At 65.2% G+C, this 20,277-nt stretch carries 21 protein-coding genes; 15 read left to right on the forward strand and 6 right to left on the reverse strand.

Annotated features, from left to right (window positions below; all coding sequences use genetic code 11):
* Positions 1 to 10 precede the first annotated feature (10 nt).
* The 3 genes from NP945_RS15520 to NP945_RS15530 all read right to left on the reverse strand — a co-directional run bounded on the left by NP945_RS15520 (position 11) and on the right by NP945_RS15530 (position 2,161).
* Positions 11 to 1,015 carry an NAD(P)-dependent alcohol dehydrogenase gene (locus NP945_RS15520; RefSeq protein WP_256746848.1) on the reverse strand — a complete coding sequence of 335 codons (1,005 nt, stop codon included), beginning with the start codon at positions 1,013 to 1,015 and terminating at the stop codon, positions 11 to 13.
* Between the two features lie 49 nt (positions 1,016 to 1,064).
* The gene (locus NP945_RS15525; RefSeq protein WP_256746849.1) at positions 1,065 to 1,325 is read right to left on the reverse strand and encodes a hypothetical protein; all 261 of its coding nucleotides are present in this window, start codon (positions 1,323 to 1,325) and stop codon (positions 1,065 to 1,067) included.
* Positions 1,326 to 1,408: 83 nt separating this feature from the next.
* Positions 1,409 to 2,161, reverse strand: coding sequence for a thioredoxin family protein (locus NP945_RS15530; protein WP_256746850.1), 753 nt, complete (start codon positions 2,159 to 2,161; stop codon positions 1,409 to 1,411).
* A gap of 306 nt (positions 2,162 to 2,467) precedes the next feature.
* Between NP945_RS15530 and NP945_RS15535 the strand changes: the two genes are divergently transcribed.
* From NP945_RS15535 to NP945_RS15545, 3 genes are all read left to right on the forward strand, one after another.
* A complete protein-coding gene (locus tag NP945_RS15535) occupies positions 2,468 to 3,688 on the forward strand; it encodes a helix-turn-helix domain-containing protein (protein ID WP_256746851.1) in 1,221 nt (406 codons plus the stop codon).
* Positions 3,689 to 3,724: 36 nt separating this feature from the next.
* The gene (locus NP945_RS15540; RefSeq protein WP_256746852.1) at positions 3,725 to 4,357 is read left to right on the forward strand and encodes a PQQ-binding-like beta-propeller repeat protein; all 633 of its coding nucleotides are present in this window, start codon (positions 3,725 to 3,727) and stop codon (positions 4,355 to 4,357) included.
* Positions 4,358 to 4,503: 146 nt separating this feature from the next.
* Positions 4,504 to 5,352, forward strand: a complete 849-nt coding sequence (locus NP945_RS15545; protein WP_127320450.1) for an aldo/keto reductase — start codon at positions 4,504 to 4,506, stop codon at positions 5,350 to 5,352.
* Positions 5,353 to 5,425: 73 nt separating this feature from the next.
* On the opposite strand, the gene NP945_RS15550 is transcribed toward NP945_RS15545, so the two are convergent.
* Positions 5,426 to 5,731: a hypothetical protein gene (locus NP945_RS15550; protein ID WP_013530714.1), complete on the reverse strand. Its 306-nt coding sequence runs from the start codon at positions 5,729 to 5,731 to the stop codon at positions 5,426 to 5,428.
* A gap of 208 nt (positions 5,732 to 5,939) precedes the next feature.
* On the opposite strand from NP945_RS15550, the gene NP945_RS15555 reads away from it, so the two are divergent.
* Positions 5,940 to 7,442 carry an ATP-binding protein gene (locus tag NP945_RS15555; RefSeq protein ID WP_256746853.1) on the forward strand — a complete coding sequence of 501 codons (1,503 nt, stop codon included), beginning with the start codon at positions 5,940 to 5,942 and terminating at the stop codon, positions 7,440 to 7,442.
* A gap of 127 nt (positions 7,443 to 7,569) precedes the next feature.
* Here NP945_RS15555 and NP945_RS15560 read toward each other — a convergent pair whose 3' ends face one another.
* Together NP945_RS15560 and NP945_RS15565 are read right to left on the reverse strand one after the other, a co-directional pair.
* A complete protein-coding gene (locus NP945_RS15560; RefSeq protein WP_127399380.1) occupies positions 7,570 to 8,352 on the reverse strand; it encodes an SDR family oxidoreductase in 783 nt (260 codons plus the stop codon).
* Between the two features lie 186 nt (positions 8,353 to 8,538).
* A complete protein-coding gene (locus NP945_RS15565) occupies positions 8,539 to 8,817 on the reverse strand; it encodes an usg protein (protein ID WP_127320453.1) in 279 nt (92 codons plus the stop codon).
* A gap of 331 nt (positions 8,818 to 9,148) precedes the next feature.
* Here NP945_RS15565 and NP945_RS15570 point away from each other — a divergent pair, with 331 nt between their 5' ends.
* From NP945_RS15570 to NP945_RS15620, 11 genes are all read left to right on the forward strand, one after another.
* Positions 9,149 to 9,463: a co-chaperone GroES gene (locus NP945_RS15570; RefSeq protein ID WP_256746854.1), complete on the forward strand. Its 315-nt coding sequence runs from the start codon at positions 9,149 to 9,151 to the stop codon at positions 9,461 to 9,463.
* Positions 9,464 to 9,519: 56 nt separating this feature from the next.
* Positions 9,520 to 11,151, forward strand: a complete 1,632-nt coding sequence (gene groL, locus NP945_RS15575) for a chaperonin GroEL (RefSeq protein WP_127301758.1) — start codon at positions 9,520 to 9,522, stop codon at positions 11,149 to 11,151.
* 69 nt (positions 11,152 to 11,220) lie between these two features.
* Positions 11,221 to 11,448 carry a hypothetical protein gene (locus tag NP945_RS15580; RefSeq protein ID WP_013530720.1) on the forward strand — a complete coding sequence of 76 codons (228 nt, stop codon included), beginning with the start codon at positions 11,221 to 11,223 and terminating at the stop codon, positions 11,446 to 11,448.
* 97 nt (positions 11,449 to 11,545) lie between these two features.
* Positions 11,546 to 11,839, forward strand: a complete 294-nt coding sequence (locus NP945_RS15585) for a DUF982 domain-containing protein (protein WP_127270014.1) — start codon at positions 11,546 to 11,548, stop codon at positions 11,837 to 11,839.
* 334 nt (positions 11,840 to 12,173) lie between these two features.
* Complete coding sequence (locus tag NP945_RS15590; protein WP_127270012.1) at positions 12,174 to 13,058, forward strand: AraC family transcriptional regulator; 885 nt, start codon at positions 12,174 to 12,176, stop codon at positions 13,056 to 13,058.
* Positions 13,059 to 13,305: 247 nt separating this feature from the next.
* Positions 13,306 to 14,394 carry a sugar ABC transporter substrate-binding protein gene (locus NP945_RS15595; RefSeq protein WP_127270010.1) on the forward strand — a complete coding sequence of 363 codons (1,089 nt, stop codon included), beginning with the start codon at positions 13,306 to 13,308 and terminating at the stop codon, positions 14,392 to 14,394.
* A gap of 95 nt (positions 14,395 to 14,489) precedes the next feature.
* A complete protein-coding gene (locus NP945_RS15600; protein WP_127270008.1) occupies positions 14,490 to 15,329 on the forward strand; it encodes an ATP-binding cassette domain-containing protein in 840 nt (279 codons plus the stop codon).
* Positions 15,326 to 16,585, forward strand: a complete 1,260-nt coding sequence (locus NP945_RS15605; protein ID WP_127272382.1) for a sugar ABC transporter permease — start codon at positions 15,326 to 15,328, stop codon at positions 16,583 to 16,585. The genes NP945_RS15600 and NP945_RS15605 overlap by 4 nt, the downstream gene beginning before the upstream one ends.
* A gap of 22 nt (positions 16,586 to 16,607) precedes the next feature.
* A complete protein-coding gene (locus NP945_RS15610; protein WP_127272381.1) occupies positions 16,608 to 17,336 on the forward strand; it encodes an SDR family oxidoreductase in 729 nt (242 codons plus the stop codon).
* Positions 17,337 to 17,510: 174 nt separating this feature from the next.
* Entirely contained in the window at positions 17,511 to 19,112 is a 1,602-nt protein-coding gene (locus NP945_RS15615; protein ID WP_127272380.1) for an FGGY-family carbohydrate kinase, read from the forward strand.
* A 133-nt stretch (positions 19,113 to 19,245) separates the two neighbouring features.
* Positions 19,246 to 20,274, forward strand: a complete 1,029-nt coding sequence (locus NP945_RS15620; protein WP_127270848.1) for a cupin domain-containing protein — start codon at positions 19,246 to 19,248, stop codon at positions 20,272 to 20,274.
* Positions 20,275 to 20,277 lie beyond the last annotated feature (3 nt).

Genomic DNA, 20,277 nt, shown 5'->3' on the forward strand with positions numbered 1-20,277 from the left:
CGGAGGCCGCTCAAACGTCGAGGCAGACCTTGCCGAAATGCTTTTGGGTTTCGTAATGCGCGAAGGCGGTGGCGATGTCCTGCAGCGGAAAATGGCGGTCTATGACGGGCTTCATCCTGATAGTCTCTATCGCCCGGATCATATCCTCCTGGTCGGCCCGGCTGCCGATGGAGATGCCGCTGATGCGGATCTGGTTGGAAAACAGGGCGGGGATAGACACTTCCGCCGCAAAGCCGGTCAGGACGCCGACCAGCGCGATGTGACCGCCCGTGCGGCAGGCGGTAATCGACTGCGCCAGGGTGGCGGGTCCGCCGACCTCGATCACGTGATCGACACCGCGTCCGCCCGTCAGATCCCTGGCCTTGCGACCCCAGTCCGGGACGGACTTGTAGTTGATGACGGCGTCGGCTCCGAGGCGCTTGAGCCGCTCCAGCTTCTGCTCGTCGGATGAGGTGGCGATGACCCGGGCGCCGGCGGCTTTGGCGAATTGCAGCGCGAACAGCGATACGCTGCCCGAACCGAGGACCAGCACCGCGTCGCCCGGCTTCACCTTGCCGCACACAACCAGGCCGCGCCAGGCAGTAACGCCCGTGCAGGTGAGCGACGCCGCCTCGACATGCGTATAGCCTGCCGGTGCCTTGGTGAAAGCGTGCGCCGGCATGCAGACATACTCGCTGGCGAAGCCGTCGAAACTGTCTCCCGGAACATCGCGCCGGGTGCAGGGCGTCATGTCACCGCCCAGCCACCAGGGATAGAAGACGCTGACGACGCTGTCTCCGGGCTTGAGTGCATCGACACCGTCGCCGAGGGCAATCACTTCGCCGGCGCCGTCGGAGAGCGGAACGCGGCCGTCGGCGAGAGGCATCTTGCCTTGCACGGCAAAGTCGTCGCGCATGTTCAACGCGCAGGCCCGGATCCTGACCAGAACCTCGCCCGGCCCTGGCTGGGGCGGATCTTCCTCGACCAGGTCGAGATTGCCCAAGCCGCCCGGCGCTCTCAGCCTGACCAGTCTCATTGTCTTCTCCGATGTGCGGGGTGTCTGGAATTGGAATGGCGCGCTGCGCCTAGCGGGCCTGCCGGCCTGAGATCACCCGCAACCAGGGCGCCAGATGAAAGGCGCTCATCAGCAGATACATCGCGGCCATGCCCGTGAGGGGCGAGGCGTCGGTGCCCATGCACTGCATGGCCGCATCGCCGCTGAAGATGCAGGTGAGCAGCGCCATCACGGCGAAGGTCGGTGCCGCGGCAAGGCAAAGCCAGTCGGCCAGCCCGAGGGTTGCGGCTTCCGGGATCGTGCTGCCGGCACCGATATGGATATCGCTCATCGCCTTAATCCTTGATGATCATGCCAGCCACGACAGGTTCCTCTCTCCACGGAGTGGGGAGAGGAACCCAGACTGAACAACCGTTACTGCTCGCCCTTGTCGCGGAATGCAGCCTCGCCGGCAGCAGACACTTCTTCCCATTTCTTGTCGGCCCCGGCGTCGTAATTGTCGTGCCAGTTCCACCAGGAATAGAGCGGGGTCTGCGGATAGCCTTCGGGCGAATCCTCCCAGATTTCCTGGCGGCCGAGCGGCGTCGCGTCGAGATAGCTCCAGACGGTGCCCATCGCCTCGTCGCCGCGGCTGTTGATGAGATAGGTGCGGAAGATGCGGTCGCCGTCACGGATGAAGACGTTGTGGCCGTGCCATTCGTCGACGCCGAAGTCCTTGTCGAAACTGTCAGTGATTGTGTACCAGGGCATCTGCCAGCCCATCCGCTGCTTCAGCCGCGCAATGTCGGCTTGCGGGGCACGCGAAGCGTAGGCAAGCGTGGTGTTGCGGGCGTTGAGATGGGCGAGGTGGCCGACCTGGTCGGCGCCCAGCGAACAGCCGCGGCAGGCATGATCGGGCCAGCCATGCACGCCGGGCTCGAAAAAGGCGCGGTAGACGATCAGCTGGCGGCGGCCTTCGAACAGATCGAGCAGGCTCGCTCTGCCGTTCGCCCCCTCGAACACATAGGCCTTGTCGACTTCCATCCACGGCATGCGCCGGCGCTCGGCGGCCAATGCGTCCTTGGCCCGCAGCGTTGCCTTTTCCTTCACCAGCATTTGTTCGCGGGCGGCTTCCCAGTCCTGCCTCGAAACGATCGGCGGGGTCTTCATTGCGATGTGCTTGGTCATTGGTCGTCTCCTTTGCCAGTCTGTTGTCGCTTGCTGTCAGCCAGAATAGGGCGGTGAAGCGCGGGGATGGGAGTTACAAGTGTGACGGGATTTGCAGGAGCCGGCCCGCCGCAGCAGGGGTGGCGCATCCTCACGGTGCCTTCGGCCGCGTCATGGAGAGGAGTGTCGGTTGGCATTGTCGGTTCTCCCTTGGCGTGCCGCACGTTGCCGATAGAGTTGGCCGATGCGGCTTGCCGGTTCATGGTACGGATTTAAGTTAGGGCGGCGACGCACAAGGGTGGGAGTTACAAGTGTGACGGGATTTGAATGGATTCGCTGATCACCGCCGCGGCGCTGGCGCTGGCCGGAGGCGATCCGCTCGGCGCGCTGGATCGCGTCGCCCTGCGCGGGGATCCGCCGGCGCTGGCGCTGCGCGGCATCGCCATGGCGCAACTTGGCGATCTTGATCGCGCCAAGGCGCTGCTGCGGCGGGCCGCGCGTGGCTTCGGCCCGAAAGAGGCGGTTGCGCGTGCGAGATGCGTCGTTGCCGAGGCCGAGATCGCGCTGGTCTCACGCGATCTCGGCTGGCCGGCCAAGGCTTTGGATGCGGCGCGGGCGACGCTGGAAAAGCATGGCGACCGGCTGAACGCAGCGCATGCCGGCCACCTCAAGGTGCGCCGCCTGCTATTGATCGGCCGTCTCGACGAGGCCGAAGACGTGCTGGGCGGGCTCGATCCGATGCCGCTTCTGCCGGCCTCGCGCGCCGCCCACGAGCTGGCCGTCGCCGGCATCGCGATGCGGCGCCTCAAGACGAAGCGGGCGCGCAGGGCGTTGGAGTGGGCACGCCACGCCGCCCGCCAGGCCGGCATTGCGGGGCTCATCGCTGAAGTCGATCGCGCATTCCTGGCGCTGGACACACCGGCGGCGCGGCTGATCGCGGCTGGCGAGCAGCGCTCGTTGCTGCTTGACGACGTCGAGGCGTTGCAAGCGTCGCCGGCATTGCTGGTCGATAGCTTTCGCTATGTCGTGCGCCAACAGGAGAAAACGGTCTCGCTGGCAACGCGCCCGGTGCTGTTTGCGCTGGCCCGTACGCTCGCCGAAGCGTGGCCAGGCGATGTGTCGAGGGCGAGGCTGATCGCTGAAGCCTTCGGCGGCAGGCACGCCGATGAATCGCACCGGGCGCGGCTGCGGGTCGAGATCGGCCGGCTGCGCACCGAATTGCGCGGCCTGGCCGACATCGGCGCGACCAGCCAGGGCTTCGCGCTGGCGCCGCGCCAGGCACGCGAGGTGCTGGTGCTGGCGCGGCCGATCGAGGAGCGGCACGCGGCGGTGCTGGCCTTCCTTGCCGATGGTGAATCCTGGGCGAGTTCGGCTTTGGCGCTGGCGCTTGGCACCGGCCAACGCAGCGTACAGCGGGCGCTGGAGCAGCTTGGCGAGACCGGCAAGGTGCAGTTTTTCGGTCACGGCCGGGCGCGCCGCTGGATGACGCCTCCAGTGGTTGGATTCACGACCACCTTGTTACTCCCGGCCCCGCTGCCGAACGGTTAGGAAGGGACATCGGATCATCTCAATGAGGACAAGGACATGAAACAGTCAACGGCCGAAATCCTGCGCGAATACGGACCCTTTGCCGATGTGGAGAGGGTGCATGGGGTGAGTTTTGACGGCAACAATGTCTGGTTCGCCTCGGGCGAGAAGCTGAACGCCTTCGACCCGGAAAACGGCCAAGCGCTGCGCTCGATCGACGTCGCGGCGCATGCCGGCACCGCCTGGGACGGCCAGCACTTCTTCCAGCTTGCCGACGACCTGATACAGAAGATCGACCCTGATACCGGCCAGGTGCTGGCGACCATTCCGGCGCCGGGCGGCGGCGGCGATTCCGGGCTGACCTGGGCCGAAGGGACGCTCTGGGTGGGGCAATATCGCGAACGCAAGATCCACCAGATCGACCCGGAGACAGGGGCGATCCTGCGCACCATCGAATCCAACCGTTTCGTCACCGGGGTGACATGGGTCGAGGGCGAGCTGTGGCACGCCACCTGGGAAGGCGACCAGAGCGACCTGCGCCGCGTCGACCCGCGATCAGGCAAGGTTCTCGAGAAGCTCGACATGCCGGCCGGCATGGGCGTGTCGGGGCTGGAATCCGATGGCGGCGACCGCCTCTATTGCGGCAGCACATCCGCCGGGGTGGTGAGGGCGGTGCGCCGGCCGCGGTGAGGATGCGGCCGACGCCGAAAGTCACACTTGCAGGCGCACTTCACACGGCAATTTGTCCGCTGTCGGCTGGTCGTCGCATCCTGTCGGACCTAGATAGGCTGTGCACCGGGCAGACCGCCCGGACCCGATTTGCAAAGGATCCCCCCATGCCTGAACAGCCCATCATGCCCGAACAGATTGCATTGAACGACGGCTCCGCCATTCCCCAGCTCGGCCTTGGCGTGTGGCAGGTCGACCAGGATATTACCGCCGAGGTGGTGGGTTGGGGCATCGAGGCCGGCTATCGTCTGATCGACACCGCCGAAGGCTACCAGAACGAGGAAGGGGTCGGAGAGGCGATCCGCAGCGCCGGCGTGTCGCGGGCTGAGCTGTTCATCACCTCGAAACTGCGCAACGGCGCACACCAGCGCGATGCGGCGCTACGCGCCTTCGATGACACCATGGCCAAGCTCGGCATTGAGCAGATCGACCTGTTCCTGATCCACTGGCCTGTGCCCAGCCAGGACAAATATGTCGAGGCCTGGAAGACGCTGGTCGAACTCCGGCAGGCCGGCCGCATCAAGTCGATCGGCGTTTCGAACTTCAACCAGGACCATCTGGAGCGGATCATCGCGGAAACCGGCGTGACGCCCGTCGTCAACCAGATCGAGTTGCATCCCCAGTTCCAGCAGCGCGGTGTCAGGGACTTTCACGCCAAGCACGACATCCGTATCGAAAGCTGGAGCCCGTTGGGCAGCGGCCGGCTGCTCGGTGATCCGACCATTTCAGGCATCGCCAAAAAACATGGCAAGTCCGTCGCCCAGGCGATCATCCGCTGGCATCTCCAAGAGGGGCTGATCGTCATTCCAAAGTCGATCCGCAGGGATCGCATCGCCGCCAATTTCGATGTCTTCGATTTTGAACTGGATGCCCAGGACCTGCAGACGATCCGCGGCATGGATTCGCCCGAAGGCCGCAACGGGCCCAACCCCGCCACGGCCGCGTTCCTGTTCTGAGGACTGCCGACCGCGAAGCTGCCAATCTCCCGCACGAGGGGGAGATTGGCCAATCTCCGGCCTCTCCGCGCGCTTAAATCCCGGACCCATCCAGCTGCTGGGCGTCTTCGCCTTCCCAGGGCGCTGGCATGGACGCGCGGCTGAGGTTGGCCGTCGGCAACGGCATCCAGCACTTCAGTTCCGGGTCGGCATATTCGATGACGCGCCCGGGCGAGGAGTCCGACGCGCGCCAGCCTTCCGAGGCGAACTGGTCGGCACGCGACCAATAAGCAAGGTCTACTTCCGCCGGTCCCTGTTCGGACGGACGCACCGTGACCAGGATGCGGCTGCCATCCTTCGGCGCCGTCGACATGTGGCGCCACCGTTCGGGCTCGTCCATCGCATTCCTCCTCGCACTCGTAGCGTTGGGTGGAGTGTCGCCTCGTGGTCCGAAGGGGTCAACCCAAAGTTTGCGCCAGGCATCGGCTGATGACCCCTCCAGGCGGTGCCTGCACAGTTGTGCGCAACACGCCGCAGGCGGTCATGCACGCTCGACGGGCTGTGACCCAGTTGATAAGCCCGTCTGCGAAAGGAGCGCCTGAGTCGAGATGACCGTTGCGATCGAGATGGGACAGACGACCGCGGGCGCCCCGGCGAAGCTGGATCTTGAGGAACTGCTCGCGACCCGCCTTTTGGTGCAGGGCAATTCAGGCTCCGGCAAGTCGCATCTGCTGCGGCGCCTGCTGGAGCAGAGCGCGCCCTGGGTGCAGCAGACCATCATCGATCCCGAGGGCGACTTCGTCTCGCTGGGCGACCGTTACGGCCATCTGGTGATCGATGCCGAGCAGCATACCGAGCGCGGCCTGCAGGCGGCCGGCGAGCGGGCGCGCATGCATCGCGTCTCCACCGTGCTCAATCTCGAGGGGCTCGACGCCGAGAACCAGATGCGGCGTGCCGCCGCCTTCCTCGGCGGGCTGTTCGAGGTCGCCCGTGATCACTGGTACCCAATGCTGGTGGTGGTGGACGAGGCGCAGCTGTTCGCGCCGGCGGTGGCCGGAGAGGTGTCGGACGAAGCGCGAAAGCTCTCGCTCGGCGCCATGACCAATTTGATGTGTCGTGGCCGCAAGCGCGGGCTGGCCGGCATCATTGCCACCCAGCGGCTGGCCAAGCTCGCCAAGAACGTCGCCGCCGAGGCGTCCAATTTTCTCATGGGCCGCACCTTCCTCGATATCGACATGGCGCGTGCCGCCGATCTTCTGGGCATGGAGCGACGCCAGGCGGAAGCGTTCCGCGATCTGGAACGCGGGCAGTTCATGGCGCTCGGCCCGGCCCTGTCGCGCCGTCCGCTGGGGCTGCGCATCGGCCCGACCGACACCAGCCCGCGCAACGGCACGCCGCGGCTCATGGCAATGCCGGAATCCGCGCTGGAAGACGCACGCGCGATCATCCTGGCGGCGCCGCCACCCGAGGCGGTGCGCACGCCGCGCCGCCCGGCGTCGCCGGACCTGCTCGACCAGCTGATGGCGGCCAAATCGGCGGCACTGGAAATGCGCCCCGAGCCGGCGGAGCCGCAAATCAGCGCCGAGGATCTGGCCGAGCGTCGTGAGCGCGTCGACCGTGTGCTGCGCGCCATCCTGGCGCAGCCCGATGCGGGTTTTCGCGTGATCGGGGTGCTCTATCAGGAATTCGTGGTCCGCTGCCGCATAGAAGGCCTCGCGTCGGTCGTGCCGGACCTGCCGGAGTTCCGCCGCATGCTGACGCGCGCCCGTGCCGGCCTTGGTTCCGAGACGACGCAGGATGACGCGTGGCGGGACGTTTCCGTCCGCGCGTCGCTGCTGCCCGACGACATGCAGGGCGTGTTCATGATGATCGCCCGTGCGGCGAAAGAGGGCTGGCCCTGCCCGAGCGACGCCGCGATCGCCCGTGCCTACGGCTCGCACTCGCTGCGCCGCGCCCGGCGCCTCTTGACCTATATCGAGGAGCAGGGCCTCATCGTCTGCCAACTCGACGGGACAGGCCGGCGCACCGTGACGCTGGTCGAATTGGCCTGGGCCACCGCACCGGGAGATCCGAATGCCGAGGAGGTGGAGCAGGGGAGCCTGGCGCTGTGAGGCGGCGCGGGTGCTTTGAGCGAATGGGGCGATAGGCTTTTTCAGTCACCCTCATCGCGACCAACTTCTGGCGGCAACGGTGCCGACGCGAAATGCGTCATGCAGGGCGCATGCGTTTCGATGGCGCTCACCGGTTCGCCCCGATCACCCACTGTTCCTGGTCGACGAGCGTGCCGGTCATCGGCCCGGCAGCATCCGAAAGCAGGAAGACGGCGAGGTTGGCGATGTCGCTCGTCGAGAACAGGCGGCCGAAGGGTTGCGAGGCGTTGGCGGCATCGAGCCAGCCCGGCCCGTTGCCCAGCGTGTCGGCCTGCATGACACGTTCGGCCGGCGTGTCGGTCCAGCCGACATTGATGCCGTTGACGCGGATGCGATCGAAGCGATGGGCATTGGCGGCGTTTTTGGTCAGCGTGGCCAGCGCGCCCTTGCTGGCGGAATAGACGGCGAGTTCCGGCGAGCCGCAATGGGCGTTGATCGACAGGATGTTGACGATGGCGCCGCCCTGGCCACGCTTCTTCATGTCGGCGATGGCCGCCTGCATGAGGAAGAAGGGTGCCCGCGCGTTGACCGCGAACAGCGAGGCCCAGCCGTCGAGATCGGCGTCGAGGAACGAGGCCCGGTCGGTCAGCCCTGCGGCGTTGACCAGCGCATCGATGCGGCCGAAGCGCTCGATGCAGGCTTGCGCCAAAAGGGCAGGGGCCGCCGGGTCGGCGAGGTCCGCGGCGACGAAGACCGTCGGCGTGCCGAGCCGCGAAAGCTCTTCCGCCACGGCATCGCCGCGGGTCTTCTCGCGCCCGGTGACGAGCAGGCCGCCGGCGCCGCAGCGCGCCAGCGTCTCGGCGATGGCGCGGCCGATGCCTTGCGTCGAGCCGGTGACCAGCGCCACCTTGCCGTTGAGCTGAAGCTCCATTCCTCTTCCCCGCCTCGCATCTGGTTTCAGGCTAGCGCGGCAGGATCGTTTTACAACATGGAAATTGGAAATCCTGGAGCGGAGGTTGTTGGCGCTGCGTGGGGCCGGCAAGAGCCTGCTCCAACCTCGTCGCTCCCAACGTTGCCGCTCCGGGGCGAAGCAGGAGCGGAGTCCGTCCCAAAGACCCTAGTGGACCGTGATGATGCCCTCGACGGCCCGCCATTCCGAAGGCCGGATGAGCCGGTGATGAGCAACGCGGACCGAGTGCAGCGGACCGTCGAGTTCGCGCTCCCAATATTGGAGAAAGCCCTTGAGTTCGGGAAAGGCCGGAGCGAGATCATAGTCCTGCCAGACATAGAGCTGAAGCAGGCTCGGATGATCGGGCAGGTGATAGTGGATTTCGGCCGTCGTCAGGCCATAACCTTCCATTTGCAGGCGGAATTCGCTGCTGACCGTATCGGCCATGTCTTTCTCCTTATCTCTCCGTTCAGGCCTCCAGCCCGCGACGTCCGTATTGAACTCGCCCGATGCCACGCCGGGACGATCGGTTCCTCTTCAAACAACGTCGCGAGAAGCTCGGGGGTTCCGAAAATAGCCGGGCCATAACAGTGCGTTGGCGCCCTTTCTGGTCGAATGTAAATTTTTTTTCGCCGGTCTCTTGAAACCGAAAAACGGCAAAACTAGCTCGATATGCGCCGCGATGCCTGACGAAGGGTCGGGGCGTTCCGCACCGGTCCGATATTGCCGGTTCGGTGCGGAGGAACCTCAAAACCTGTTTGTCCACGAGGAGAACGACATGGCGTTCCGTCCATTGCATGACCGTATTCTGGTCCGCCGCCTTGAAGCCGAGGAGAAGACCTCCGGCGGCATCATCATCCCCGATACCGCAAAAGAAAAACCGCAGGAAGGTGAAGTGCTCGCCGTCGGTCCCGGCGCGCGCGACGACAGCGGCAAGCTTGTCGAACTCGATGTCAAGGTCGGCGACCGCATCCTGTTCGGCAAATGGTCCGGCACCGAAATCAAACTCGACGGCGAGGACCTGCTCATCATGAAGGAAGGCGACGTGATGGGTGTCATCGATAAGATCGCCGAAGTGAAGAAGGCCGCCTGACGGCTTCTTCGTATCCATCCAGTCAACGAATGCTGCCTAGATAAAGGAGTGATCCAATGGCTGCCAAAGAAGTGAAATTCCATACCGAAGCGCGCGAGAAGATGCTGCGCGGCGTCGATATCCTTGCCAATGCGGTAAAGGTGACGCTCGGTCCCAAGGGGCGCAATGTCGTCATCGACAAGTCGTTCGGCGCTCCGCGCATCACCAAGGACGGCGTCACCGTCGCCAAGGAAATCGAGCTTGAAGACAAGTTCGAGAATATGGGCGCCCAGATGGTGCGCGAAGTGGCCTCCAAGACCAACGACCTTGCCGGCGACGGCACCACGACCGCAACGGTGCTTGCACAGGCGATCGTCAGGGAAGGGGCCAAGGCGGTTGCCTCGGGCATGAACCCGATGGATTTGAAGCGCGGCATCGACAAGGCGGTCGATGCGGTGGTGGCCGAGTTGAAGACCAATGCCCGCAAGGTCACCCGAAACGACGAGATCGCGCAGGTAGGCACCATCTCCGCCAATGGCGATGCCGAGATCGGCCGTTTCCTCGCCGAGGCGATGGAGAAGGTCGGCAATGAGGGCGTCATCACGGTGGAGGAGGCCAAGACCGCCGAGACCGAACTGGAAGTCGTGGAAGGCATGCAGTTCGACCGCGGCTATCTCTCGCCCTATTTCATCACCAACCAGGACAAGATGCGCGTCGAACTCGACGAGCCTTATGTGCTGATCCACGAGAAGAAGCTCTCCAATCTGCAAGCGATGCTGCCCGTGCTTGAAGCCGTGGTGCAGTCGGGCAAGCCGCTCTTGATCATCGCCGAGGATGTGGAAGGCGAGGCGCTGGCGACGCTGGTCGTCAACAAGCTGCGCGGCGGCCTCAAGGTCGCGGCCGTCAAGGCGCCGGGCTTCGGCGACCGCCGCAAGGCCATGCTGGAAGACATCGCCATTCTCACCGGCGGCACCGCGATCTCGGAAGATCTCGGCATCAAGCTGGAAAATGTGACGCTGCAGATGCTGGGCCGCGCCAAGAAAGTGGTGATCGAGAAGGAAAACACCACCATCGTCGACGGTGTCGGCCGCAAGGAAGAGATCCAGGGCCGTGTCGCGCAGATCAAGGCGCAGATCGAGGAGACCACCTCCGACTACGACCGCGAGAAGTTGCAGGAGCGGCTGGCCAAACTCGCCGGCGGCGTTGCGGTGATCCGGGTCGGCGGCTCGACCGAGGTCGAGGTCAAGGAGCGTAAGGACCGCGTCGACGATGCGCTGCATGCGACCCGCGCGGCCGTCGAGGAGGGCGTGCTGCCTGGCGGCGGTGTCGCGCTGCTGCGGGCAGCCAAGGCGCTCGATGCCGTGCAGACCGACAATGCGGACCAGAAGACTGGCGTCGATATCGTGCGCCGTGCCATCGAAACGCCGGTCCGGCAGATCGCCGAGAATGCCGGCGCCGAAGGCTCGATCATCGTCGGCAAGCTGCGCGAGAAAAGCGAATTCGGCTGGGGCTGGAACGCCCAGACCAACGAATTCGGCGATCTCTACGGCCAGGGCGTCATCGACCCGGCCAAGGTGGTGCGCACCGCTCTCCAGGACGCGGCATCGGTCGCCGGCCTGCTGGTGACCACGGAGGCGATGGTGGCCGAGAAGCCGAAGAAGGAAGCCGCCGCCCCGGCAATGCCCGCCGGCGCCGGTATGGACTTCTGAGGTCACGGCCAATCCGCCCGCTTCCCTGGCGGGGAGCGGGCGTCATCCGAAGAGAAAGTGGAGGTAAAGATGGATGCAATGGCTGGCCTCGGATCCGTACCGGCTCCTACGCACCAGGCGAAGGAATTCCTGGCCTATGAAACAGAATGCAGGAACGTGCTGAAGCCGCTGCTGGCAGGGCTGCTCGACATGGCTGAAGCTGCCGGCTGGAACCGGCGAACCGCGGCGTCGGCACTGATGTTCCTCGCCGCGCAGCAAGTGTCGGCAACATCCGAGGTATCCGCCGGCAGCGGCTGAACGGAAATCGGCCAGTCCATTCACCTATCCGCGGCGGGCCGCGCTCCCGGTGCTCGGCCCGCTACAGGCCCTGAACAATCGAGAGGAGGCACAAGCCATGAATCACGGGCAATTTGAGGAACCGGTCACACTTCTGGTCGGAATGGGCTTTCCGAGGAAGATCGACAGCGTGATGGAAGCTTACGCACTGCTGCAGGACTGGCCGAGCGCCGGCCGCAACGGCGCCCATGCCGTCGCACTCAACGCTTGCAAGGCGGGCATCGTCGGCGAGATCGATCCGGAGACGGTGCGGGCCACGCTGGTCAGCTTCGCGCGCCGCCACGACATATTGGTGCCGGAGATGGTTACGCCGCTCGCGACGGCGGCCGGTGGTGCGCTGCGCACGAGGTGAACTGACGATGCGGCGCTGCACAGCGCCTGAAGACCATGGTCTTGCGATAAGCCAGGCGAACACGGAGACGCCGGAATTCCTTTCCGGGCGGGCGGCATTGTCGTTGGTCATTGAGCGAACGCGTCAGCAAGACTGACCTGTTCTGCCCGAATAGCGCTTCTGAGCGCCGCCTCCCGGTTAAAAAAGTATCATCCTTTGTCTTGAATCGTGGTGGCGCCTGTTGTCATGAGCCGGTACCTTGGCTCTTGAAATGCAGAGCCGAAACCAATTCGGCCGGTTTAGGGAATTGGGCCGAACGCGGCAAATATCCGTGCCGGCCCGGGAGGAAACGGACATGGAACCGGACCTGGAAGTTGTCCAGATACGACGCGGTGAGTCCTTCAAGGCGTGGTCGCACGGCTACCCCTTCCATACGGTGCGCTGGCACTTCCATCCCGAATATGAACTGCATCAGGTGATCTTCACCAACGGCCGCTATTTCGTCGGCGACTTCATCGGCGAGTTCGAGCCGGGCAATCTGGTGCTGACCGGGCCGAACCTGCCGCACAATTGGGTCAGCGATATCGCCAGGGACAGTTCGATCCCGCTGCGCGGCCGCATCATTCAGTTTTCCGAAAGTTTCATCGGCGATGCCATGCATGTGCTGCCGGAGTTGGCGGGGCTCACGGCTCTGCTCGAGGCGTCACGTCGCGGCGTGCTGTTTTCCAGCCGCACCAGCAAGGCGCTGGCGCCGCTGATGGAAGAGATGATGCAGGCACAAGGTGTGCGCCGCATCGAGCTGTTCATGATGATCGCCGGCCTGCTCAGCCGCGCCCAGGAATTCCAGCTTTTGGCCAGCGCCAGCTACCGGCCCGATCCCTCCGGCTACATGACCGCCGGCATGAATAAGGCGCTCGCCTATATCAGGGAAAACCTGACGCAGCTGTTCGACGAGGCGGACCTCGCCGCCATCGCCGGCCAATCGACCGGCGCTTTCTCACGCTCGTTTCGCCGTCACACCGGCATGTCGCTGGTGCAGTATGTGAAGCGGCTGCGCATCAACCTTGCCTGCCAGATCCTGATGAGCGACGAGCAGGCCTCGATCACCGACATCTGCTACGAGGTCGGCTTCAACAATCTGTCCAATTTCAACCGGCAGTTCCTGGCGGAGAAGGGCATGCCGCCCTCGCGCTTCAGGCGCCTGCTGGCCGACAACATCAACGCGGGAAAAGCCGCTTAACGGAGGAGCCAGGGAGGAACCAAGGGAGGATTTTTTCTTTTGCATGACGACGTGAGCCGCGTGGAGCGGTTCGCGATGGAGAACGCTTGTCTCGAATTCCTCCGTCGGCGGAGGTTGTCGGCGCGGCTCGAAAGGCCGGCGCCGGGTCCCGGTTCCCAATGCAGTTTGGGCGAGGGCGGATAGGTATCTTCAGACCAAAGCAGTCAACGACCTTCTTACAACCATATCCAGAAACGGAGAAGACCGAATGACCAAACTTTCATCTTCATTGAAGTCCGCTGGCAAGTCCGCCGGTGTGGCAGCCCTTGCGCTGTCGCTGCTGGCCGGCACCGCCGCGATCGCCAGGGCCGCCGAAGTCACCGATGCGACCGTCGCCTTCCTGATGCCCGACCAGGCCTCGACCCGCTACGAGCAGCATGATTATCCCGGCTTCGCCGCCGAGATGAAGAAGCTGTGCCCGGGCTGCAAGGTGCTCTACCAGAATGCCGATGCCGACGCCTCGCGCCAGCAGCAGCAGTTCAACTCGGTGATCTCGCAGGGCGCCAAGGCGATCGTGCTCGACCCGGTCGACTCGACCGCCGCCGCCTCGCTGGTCAAGCTGGCGCAGAGCCAGGGCATCAAGGTCATCGCCTACGACCGGCCGATCCCGACCGCGCCGGCCGATTTCTATGTGTCGTTCAACAATGAAGGCATCGGCAAGGCCATCGCCGACTCGCTGGTCGAGCACCTGAAGGCGCTGAAGGTCGATCCGGCCAGCGGCGGTGTGCTGCAGATCAACGGCTCGCCGACCGACGCGGCGGCCGGCCTGATCAAGAAGGGCATCCATGCCGGCCTCGACAATAGCGGCTACAAGATCCTGGCCGAATACGACACGCCGGAATGGGCGCCGCCGAAGGCGCAGCAATGGGCCGGCGGCCAGATCACCCGCTTCGGGCCGAAAATCCTCGGCGTGGTTGCCGCCAATGACGGCACCGGTGGCGGCGCCATCGCCGCCTTCAAGGCGGCCGGCGTCGATCCGGTGCCGCCGGTGACCGGCAATGACGCGACGATCGCGGCCTTGCAGCTGATCATCGCCGGCGACCAGTACAACACCATCTCCAAGCCGAGCGAGATCGTGGCGGCGGCGGCCGCCAACATCGCCATCAAGCTGCTTTCGGGCGAGACGCCGAAGGCCGAGATGACGCTGTACGACACGCCCTCGCAGCTGTTCACGCCAGCCGTGGTGACGCAGGAAAACCTGAAGGCCGAGATCATCGACAAGAAGATCAACACCGCGGCCGAACTCTGCGTCGATCGTTACGCGGAAGGCTGCAAGAAGCTGGGCATCGGGAACTGACCGCGACCCTTGCCCGCTCCGCTGCCTGGCCACCGCGCGGTGGCCAGGCAGCGCTCATCCGACATTTTTGAACCGGTTTTGAAAGGCTTCCTGGCATGATCGATACCCCGGACGAACCGGTTCCGGCAGGCGAGCTGGTGCTCAGCCTGCGCGGCGTTTCGAAGAATTTCGGCGCCGTTTCGGCGCTCACCGACATCGATCTCGATGTCCATGCCGGCGAGGTGGTGGCGCTGGTCGGCGACAATGGCGCCGGCAAGTCGACCCTGGTCAAGATCCTGGCCGGCGTGCATCAGCCGAGCTCAGGCACGATAAGTTTTCGCGGCAAGCAGGTGACGCTTGCAGATCCAAGTGCGGCGCTGACGCTCGGCATAGCCACCGTGTTCCAGGACCTGGCGCTGTGCGAGAACCTCGACATCGTCGCCAACATCTTTCTCGGTCGTGAGCTCAACCCGCTGCGGCTGGACGAGGTGGCGATGGAAGTGCGCGCCTGGACGCTGCTCAACGAGCTATCGGCGCGCATCCCAAGCGTGCGCGAAGTGGTCGCTTCGCTGTCGGGCGGCCAGCGCCAGACGGTGGCGATCGCCCGCTCGCTGCTGCTCGAACCCAAGCTCATCCTGCTCGACGAGCCGACGGCGGCACTTGGCGTGGCGCAGACGGCGGAAGTCCTCAACCTGATCGAGCGGGTGCGCGACCGCGGTCTCGGCGTCGTCATCATCAGCCACAATATGGAAGACGTGCGCGCCGTCGCCGACCGCATCGTCGTGCTGCGGCTTGGCCGCAACAATGGCATCTTCTCGCCCGACGCCTCGAACCAGGAACTGGTCAGCGCCATCACCGGCGCGTCGAACAATTCGGTGTCGCGGCGCGCCGAGCGGCGCCAAACCCAGCAGACTCAAATGGCGCGACAGGATCAAACGCAGGAGCCACGCCCATGAGCCGCGACGTGCAACAGACGGCCCCCGTGCCGCCGCAGCTCGACCGCGCCGACGTGCGCGTCAAGCATGAGGCGGGGATCGGCGGCGCCATCCGCAGGTTCTTCGACCGGGTCCGCTCGGGCGATCTCGGCTCGCTGCCGGTGATCGTCGGGCTGGTCATCATCTGGACGGTGTTTGCCAGCATCAACCCGATCTTCCTATCATCAAGCAATCTGGTCAATCTGCTGTTCGATTGCTCCACCGTGGGCGTCATCGCGCTCGGCATCGTCTGCGTCTTGATGGTCGGCGAAATCGACCTGTCTGTCGGTTCGATCAGCGGCTTTGCCTCGGCGATGGTCGGCACGCTGTGGGTCAACCAGGGCTGGCCGGTGGCGCTCGCCATTCTGGCCGCTGTCGCCGTCGGCGGCTTTATCGGCGCACTCTACGCGCTGCTGTTCAACCGGCTGGGCATGCCGAGCTTCGTCTCGACGCTGGCCGGTCTGCTGGCGGTGCTTGGCCTGCAGCTCTACATTCTCGGCTCGACCGGCTCGATCAATCTGCCCTACGGCTCGAACCTGGTGAATTTCGGCCAGCTGCTGATGATGCCGAAATTTGTTTCGTTCGCCCTGGCGGCCGTGCCCGGCATCGTCATGCTGGTCACCGGCCTGCGCACCGTTACGCGCCGCCGCGCCGCCAATCTGTCGGCGCCGTCGACCGGCGGCCTGGTTATACGGGCGGTGGTGATCACGGTCATTCTCGAACTCATCGTCTTCTATCTCAACCAGGCGCGCGGCATTCCGTGGATGTTCGGCCTGTTCGTCGGCCTGGTCATATCGATGCATTACGCGCTGACGCGGACCAAATGGGGCCGCTCGATGTCGGCGGTCGGCGGTAACCGCGAGGCGGCAAGGCGCGCCGGCATCAATGTGCGGCTGATCTATTCGAGCGCCTTCGTGCTGTGCTCGATGCTGGCCGCTTTCGGCGGCGTGCTGTCGGCGGCCCGCCTGGCCTCGGCCAGCCAGCAGGCCGGCACCGGCGACGTCAACCTCAACGCCATCGCGGCAGCCGTCATCGGCGGCACCAGCCTGTTCGGCGGTCGCGGCAGTGCGTATTCGGCGCTGCTCGGCATCATCGTCATCCAGTCGATCGCCAGCGGCCTGACGCTGCTCGATCTGTCCTCGTCGCTTCGGTACATGATCACCGGCGCCGTGCTTGCCATCGCGGTCATCGTCGACTCGCTGGCACGCCGCTCGCGTGTCTCCCATGGCCGGGCCTGAACCCATCAACAGGAAGCAAGACATGAGCGAAGAACTGTCCGGAAAAGTTGCCGCCGTCACCGGCGCGGCATCAGGCATCGGCCTCGAATGCGCCAGGCATATGCTGGCGGCCGGCGCCACCGTGGTGCTGGTCGACCGCGCCGAGGCGACGCTGAACAAACTGTGCGCCGAACTCGGCCCCAAGGCGATCCCGCTGGTCATCGACCTGATGCAGCCGGCCAGCGTCGCCACCATGATGCCGCAGATTCTGGAGAAGGTCGGCCAACTCGACATCTTCCATGCCAATGCCGGCGCCTATGTCGGCGGCGAGGTGGCGACCGGCGATCCCGACGCCTGGGACCGGATGCTCAACCTCAACATCAATGCCTGCTTCCGTTCGATCCAGGCGGTGCTGCCGCACATGATCGAGCGCAAGACGGGCGACGTCATCGTCACCAGTTCGATTGCCGGACTGGTTCCTGTGGTCTGGGAGCCGATCTACACGGCCTCCAAGCACGCCGTGCAGGCCTTCGTCCACACGGTGCGCCGGCAGGTCGCCAAGCACGGCCTGCGCGTCGGTGCGGTGGCGCCCGGCCCGGTGGTGACGGCGCTGGTCGACGACTGGCCGAAGGCCAAGCTCGAGGAAGAACTCGCCGCCGGCGGCCTGATGCAGCCGCGCGAGGTGGCCGAAGCGGTGATGTTCATGCTGACCCGCCCGCGCAACGTGACGATCCGCGATCTGGTGATTTTGCCGCAGAGCAATGATTTGTGAGTGGGTGAGGAATAGGGAATAGGCAGTAGGCAGTAGGCAGTAGGCAGTAGGGGGAAGATAAAGGCACGACCTTGCTGTCGAAAACGCTTCTTGCTCCCTATCCCAACTCGCTAATCTCCTACTGCCTACTGCCTACTGCCTACTGCCTACTGCCCTGAACCGAAGGTTTCCCCCATGCCTAATTTCCTCGGCATCGACGTCGGCACCGGCAGCGCGCGGGCCGGGGTGTTCGACCACACTGGAAACATGCTCGCCTCTGCCAAGCGCGATATCGAGGCCTGGCGCGAGGCCGGCGACATTGTCGAGCAGTCGAGCAACGACATCTGGCGGGCGGTGTGCGCGGCCACGCGGGAAGCGGTCGCTCAATCGGGCGTGGCACCCGAGGCGATCGCCGGCATCGGGTTCGACGCCACTTGTTCGCTGGTGGTGCTGGGCGAGGGCGGCGTGCCGCTGCCGGTGAGCAGATCCGGCAATTCGGAACGCAACATCATCGTCTGGATGGATCATCGCGCGGTCGAGCAGACGCGCCGCATCAACCGTAGCGGCGAGGCGGTGCTGAACTATGTCGGCGGCGTCATCTCGCCGGAGATGGAAACGCCGAAACTCCTTTGGCTGGCCGAAAACCTGCCCGACACGTTCAACGCCGCCTGGCAGTTCATGGACCTCCCCGATTTCCTCACCTGGCGGGCGACCGGCAGCCTTGCCCGCTCGGTCTGCACGGTGACTTGCAAATGGACCTATCTGGCGCATGAAAGCCGCTGGGACGAGGCCTATTTCCGCACCATCGGACTAGGGAGCCTGGCCGACGAGGGGTTCGCGCGCATCGGCACGCAGATCGTGCCGGCGGGTGGCGCACTTGGCGGCGGGTTGACCGCGCAGGCGGCTGCGGACCTTGGCCTCGTCCCCGGCACCGCGGTAGCGGCCGGTCTGATCGATGCGCATGCCGGTGGCGTCGGTACGGTCGGTGCGCGCGGCGCGTTCGGCAGCGTTCTGTCGCGCATGGCCTATGTTTTCGGCACCTCGGCCTGCACCATGTCGTCGACCGCGGCGCCGGCCTTCGTCGACGGCGTCTGGGGTCCGTATTTCTCGGCCATGGTGCCGGGCCTGTGGCTGAACGAGGGCGGCCAGTCGGCAGCCGGTGCTGCTATCGACCATCTGGTGCGCATGCATCCCGCGGCTGCCGAAGCGACCGCCAAGGCGCAAGCCGAGGGGCTCAGCCTCAGCGCCTGGCTGTCGTTGCAGGCGCAAAGCCGCAATGGGGCCGCGGCAACGCCGGCGCTGGTCGGCGGCATCCATGTGGTGCCGGAGTTTCTCGGCAACCGCGCACCTTTCGCCGACCCGGACGCGCGCGCGCTGATCGCCGGGCTCGATCTCGACACCAGCCTCGACAGCCTGGTCGGGCTCTATGTCGCCGGGGTCTGCGGGCTGGGCTATGGCGCGCGCCAGATCGTGCGGGCCGAGCATGACAAGGGCATTGCCGTCGACACCATCGTGGTCAGCGGCGGCGCCGGCCAAAGCCCGCTGGTGCGCCAGCTGCTTGCCGATACCACAGGCATGGTGGTGGTGGCGTCGACCTCGCCGGAACCGGTGCTGCTCGGCTCGGCTATGCTGGGCGCGGTCGCCGCCGGTGCCTACAGGGATCTGACGGGGGCGATGGCCGGCATGTCGGAACTCGGCGAGGTCTATCATCCCGACGCTACGCTGGGCGGCTGGCATGCAAAACGCTTCGCGGCGTTCGAGCTGCTGCAGCAGGCGGGCAAGGCGATCAGGGGCTGAGAAACTGTTTCGAAAGGCCAGCGACTCCTGCCCGGCTCTGTCAGGAGTGTGGCGAACACCGCTTGGCGATGATGCCGGAAGCTGGCAGCTTTGTTCCGTCGCGACGAGGTAGGCGGCAGGAGCAGGAGGCCTGATGGCAGACGACAAATCGCCAGTGCCATTCGCATCGGACAGCGTGCCATGGACGGAATGGTCCGATGTGCCGCGCTTTGCCGTGCGCTACCGGCATCTGTCGCTGGCCGCCCTAGGCGAGAATTACCATGTCGGCGTGGCGATCGAGGAACTGCCGCCGGGCAAGCAGACCTCACCGGCGCACTACCACATTTTCGAGGAAGAGCATGTCTTCATCCTCGAAGGGGCGCTGACCGCTTATGTCGGCGACGCCGCCTACGCCATGAAGGCCGGCGACTACATCTGCTTTCCGGCTGGTGCTGCGGCGGGGCATTGCCTCATCAACACCGGCGACGCGCCGTGCCGCTATGTCATCGTCGGCGAGCGCAACCCGAATGACGTGGTCGTCTACACCGCCTCCAACAAGGTGCTGGTGCGCGCGCTGGGTAGCCGTGCGCTCTTCGATCTCGCTGCAACTCGAACCTACTGGGACGGCGAGAACACCGGCCTTGCCGCCGGCGATCCGCTGCCGTCGGGTGTGATGTCCGGTATCACCAAACCCCCAGCCGTGCCGATCCCGCCTGTCGCCAGCGATGCCGTCGAATGGAAGGTCGAGGGCGAAGGCCCGCGGTTCGGCGGCCGGTCCAGGCATCTGACCTATGCGGCTTTGGGACTACCAGACTATCATGTCGGCATGCTGATCGAGGCGCCGGCCCCCGGCATGCGCCTGGCGCCCAGGCACTACCACATGCTCGAAGAGGAGCACGCGCTGATTCTGGAAGGGCAGGTGACGCTGCTGCTTGGCGAGGAGCGTCACGAGATGAAGGCCGGCGATTATGTCTGCTTTCCCGCCGGCCTGGCGGTCGGGCATTCCTTCCTCAACAGCGGTACGGAACCGTGCCGCTATCTGATGATCGGCGAGAAAAATCCCAACGAGGTCTGCGTCTATCCCGATTCCAACAAGATGGCGGTCGACGCCTTGCGCCGGCGCGACGGCATTTTCGACATGGGAGCGGTGAGGCGGTACTGGGACGGCGAGGAGACGGAATAGCGC

The organism is Mesorhizobium sp. LMG17149 (assembly GCF_024518695.1).
Classification (GTDB): Bacteria; Pseudomonadota; Alphaproteobacteria; order Rhizobiales; family Rhizobiaceae; genus Mesorhizobium.

Coding starts and splice junctions, on each gene's coding strand:
- NP945_RS15520 (WP_256746848.1), bottom strand. CDS start 1,015: ATGAGACTGGTCAGGCTGAGAGCGCCGGGCGGCTTGGGCAATCTCGAC.
- NP945_RS15525 (WP_256746849.1), bottom strand. CDS start 1,325: ATGAGCGATATCCATATCGGTGCCGGCAGCACGATCCCGGAAGCCGCA.
- NP945_RS15530 (WP_256746850.1), bottom strand. CDS start 2,161: ATGACCAAGCACATCGCAATGAAGACCCCGCCGATCGTTTCGAGGCAG.
- NP945_RS15535 (WP_256746851.1), top strand. CDS start 2,468: ATGGATTCGCTGATCACCGCCGCGGCGCTGGCGCTGGCCGGAGGCGAT.
- NP945_RS15540 (WP_256746852.1), top strand. CDS start 3,725: ATGAAACAGTCAACGGCCGAAATCCTGCGCGAATACGGACCCTTTGCC.
- NP945_RS15545 (WP_127320450.1), top strand. CDS start 4,504: ATGCCTGAACAGCCCATCATGCCCGAACAGATTGCATTGAACGACGGC.
- NP945_RS15550 (WP_013530714.1), bottom strand. CDS start 5,731: ATGGACGAGCCCGAACGGTGGCGCCACATGTCGACGGCGCCGAAGGAT.
- NP945_RS15555 (WP_256746853.1), top strand. CDS start 5,940: ATGACCGTTGCGATCGAGATGGGACAGACGACCGCGGGCGCCCCGGCG.
- NP945_RS15560 (WP_127399380.1), bottom strand. CDS start 8,352: ATGGAGCTTCAGCTCAACGGCAAGGTGGCGCTGGTCACCGGCTCGACG.
- NP945_RS15565 (WP_127320453.1), bottom strand. CDS start 8,817: ATGGCCGATACGGTCAGCAGCGAATTCCGCCTGCAAATGGAAGGTTAT.
- NP945_RS15570 (WP_256746854.1), top strand. CDS start 9,149: ATGGCGTTCCGTCCATTGCATGACCGTATTCTGGTCCGCCGCCTTGAA.
- groL (WP_127301758.1), top strand. CDS start 9,520: ATGGCTGCCAAAGAAGTGAAATTCCATACCGAAGCGCGCGAGAAGATG.
- NP945_RS15580 (WP_013530720.1), top strand. CDS start 11,221: ATGGATGCAATGGCTGGCCTCGGATCCGTACCGGCTCCTACGCACCAG.
- NP945_RS15585 (WP_127270014.1), top strand. CDS start 11,546: ATGAATCACGGGCAATTTGAGGAACCGGTCACACTTCTGGTCGGAATG.
- NP945_RS15590 (WP_127270012.1), top strand. CDS start 12,174: ATGGAACCGGACCTGGAAGTTGTCCAGATACGACGCGGTGAGTCCTTC.
- NP945_RS15595 (WP_127270010.1), top strand. CDS start 13,306: ATGACCAAACTTTCATCTTCATTGAAGTCCGCTGGCAAGTCCGCCGGT.
- NP945_RS15600 (WP_127270008.1), top strand. CDS start 14,490: ATGATCGATACCCCGGACGAACCGGTTCCGGCAGGCGAGCTGGTGCTC.
- NP945_RS15605 (WP_127272382.1), top strand. CDS start 15,326: ATGAGCCGCGACGTGCAACAGACGGCCCCCGTGCCGCCGCAGCTCGAC.
- NP945_RS15610 (WP_127272381.1), top strand. CDS start 16,608: ATGAGCGAAGAACTGTCCGGAAAAGTTGCCGCCGTCACCGGCGCGGCA.
- NP945_RS15615 (WP_127272380.1), top strand. CDS start 17,511: ATGCCTAATTTCCTCGGCATCGACGTCGGCACCGGCAGCGCGCGGGCC.
- NP945_RS15620 (WP_127270848.1), top strand. CDS start 19,246: ATGGCAGACGACAAATCGCCAGTGCCATTCGCATCGGACAGCGTGCCA.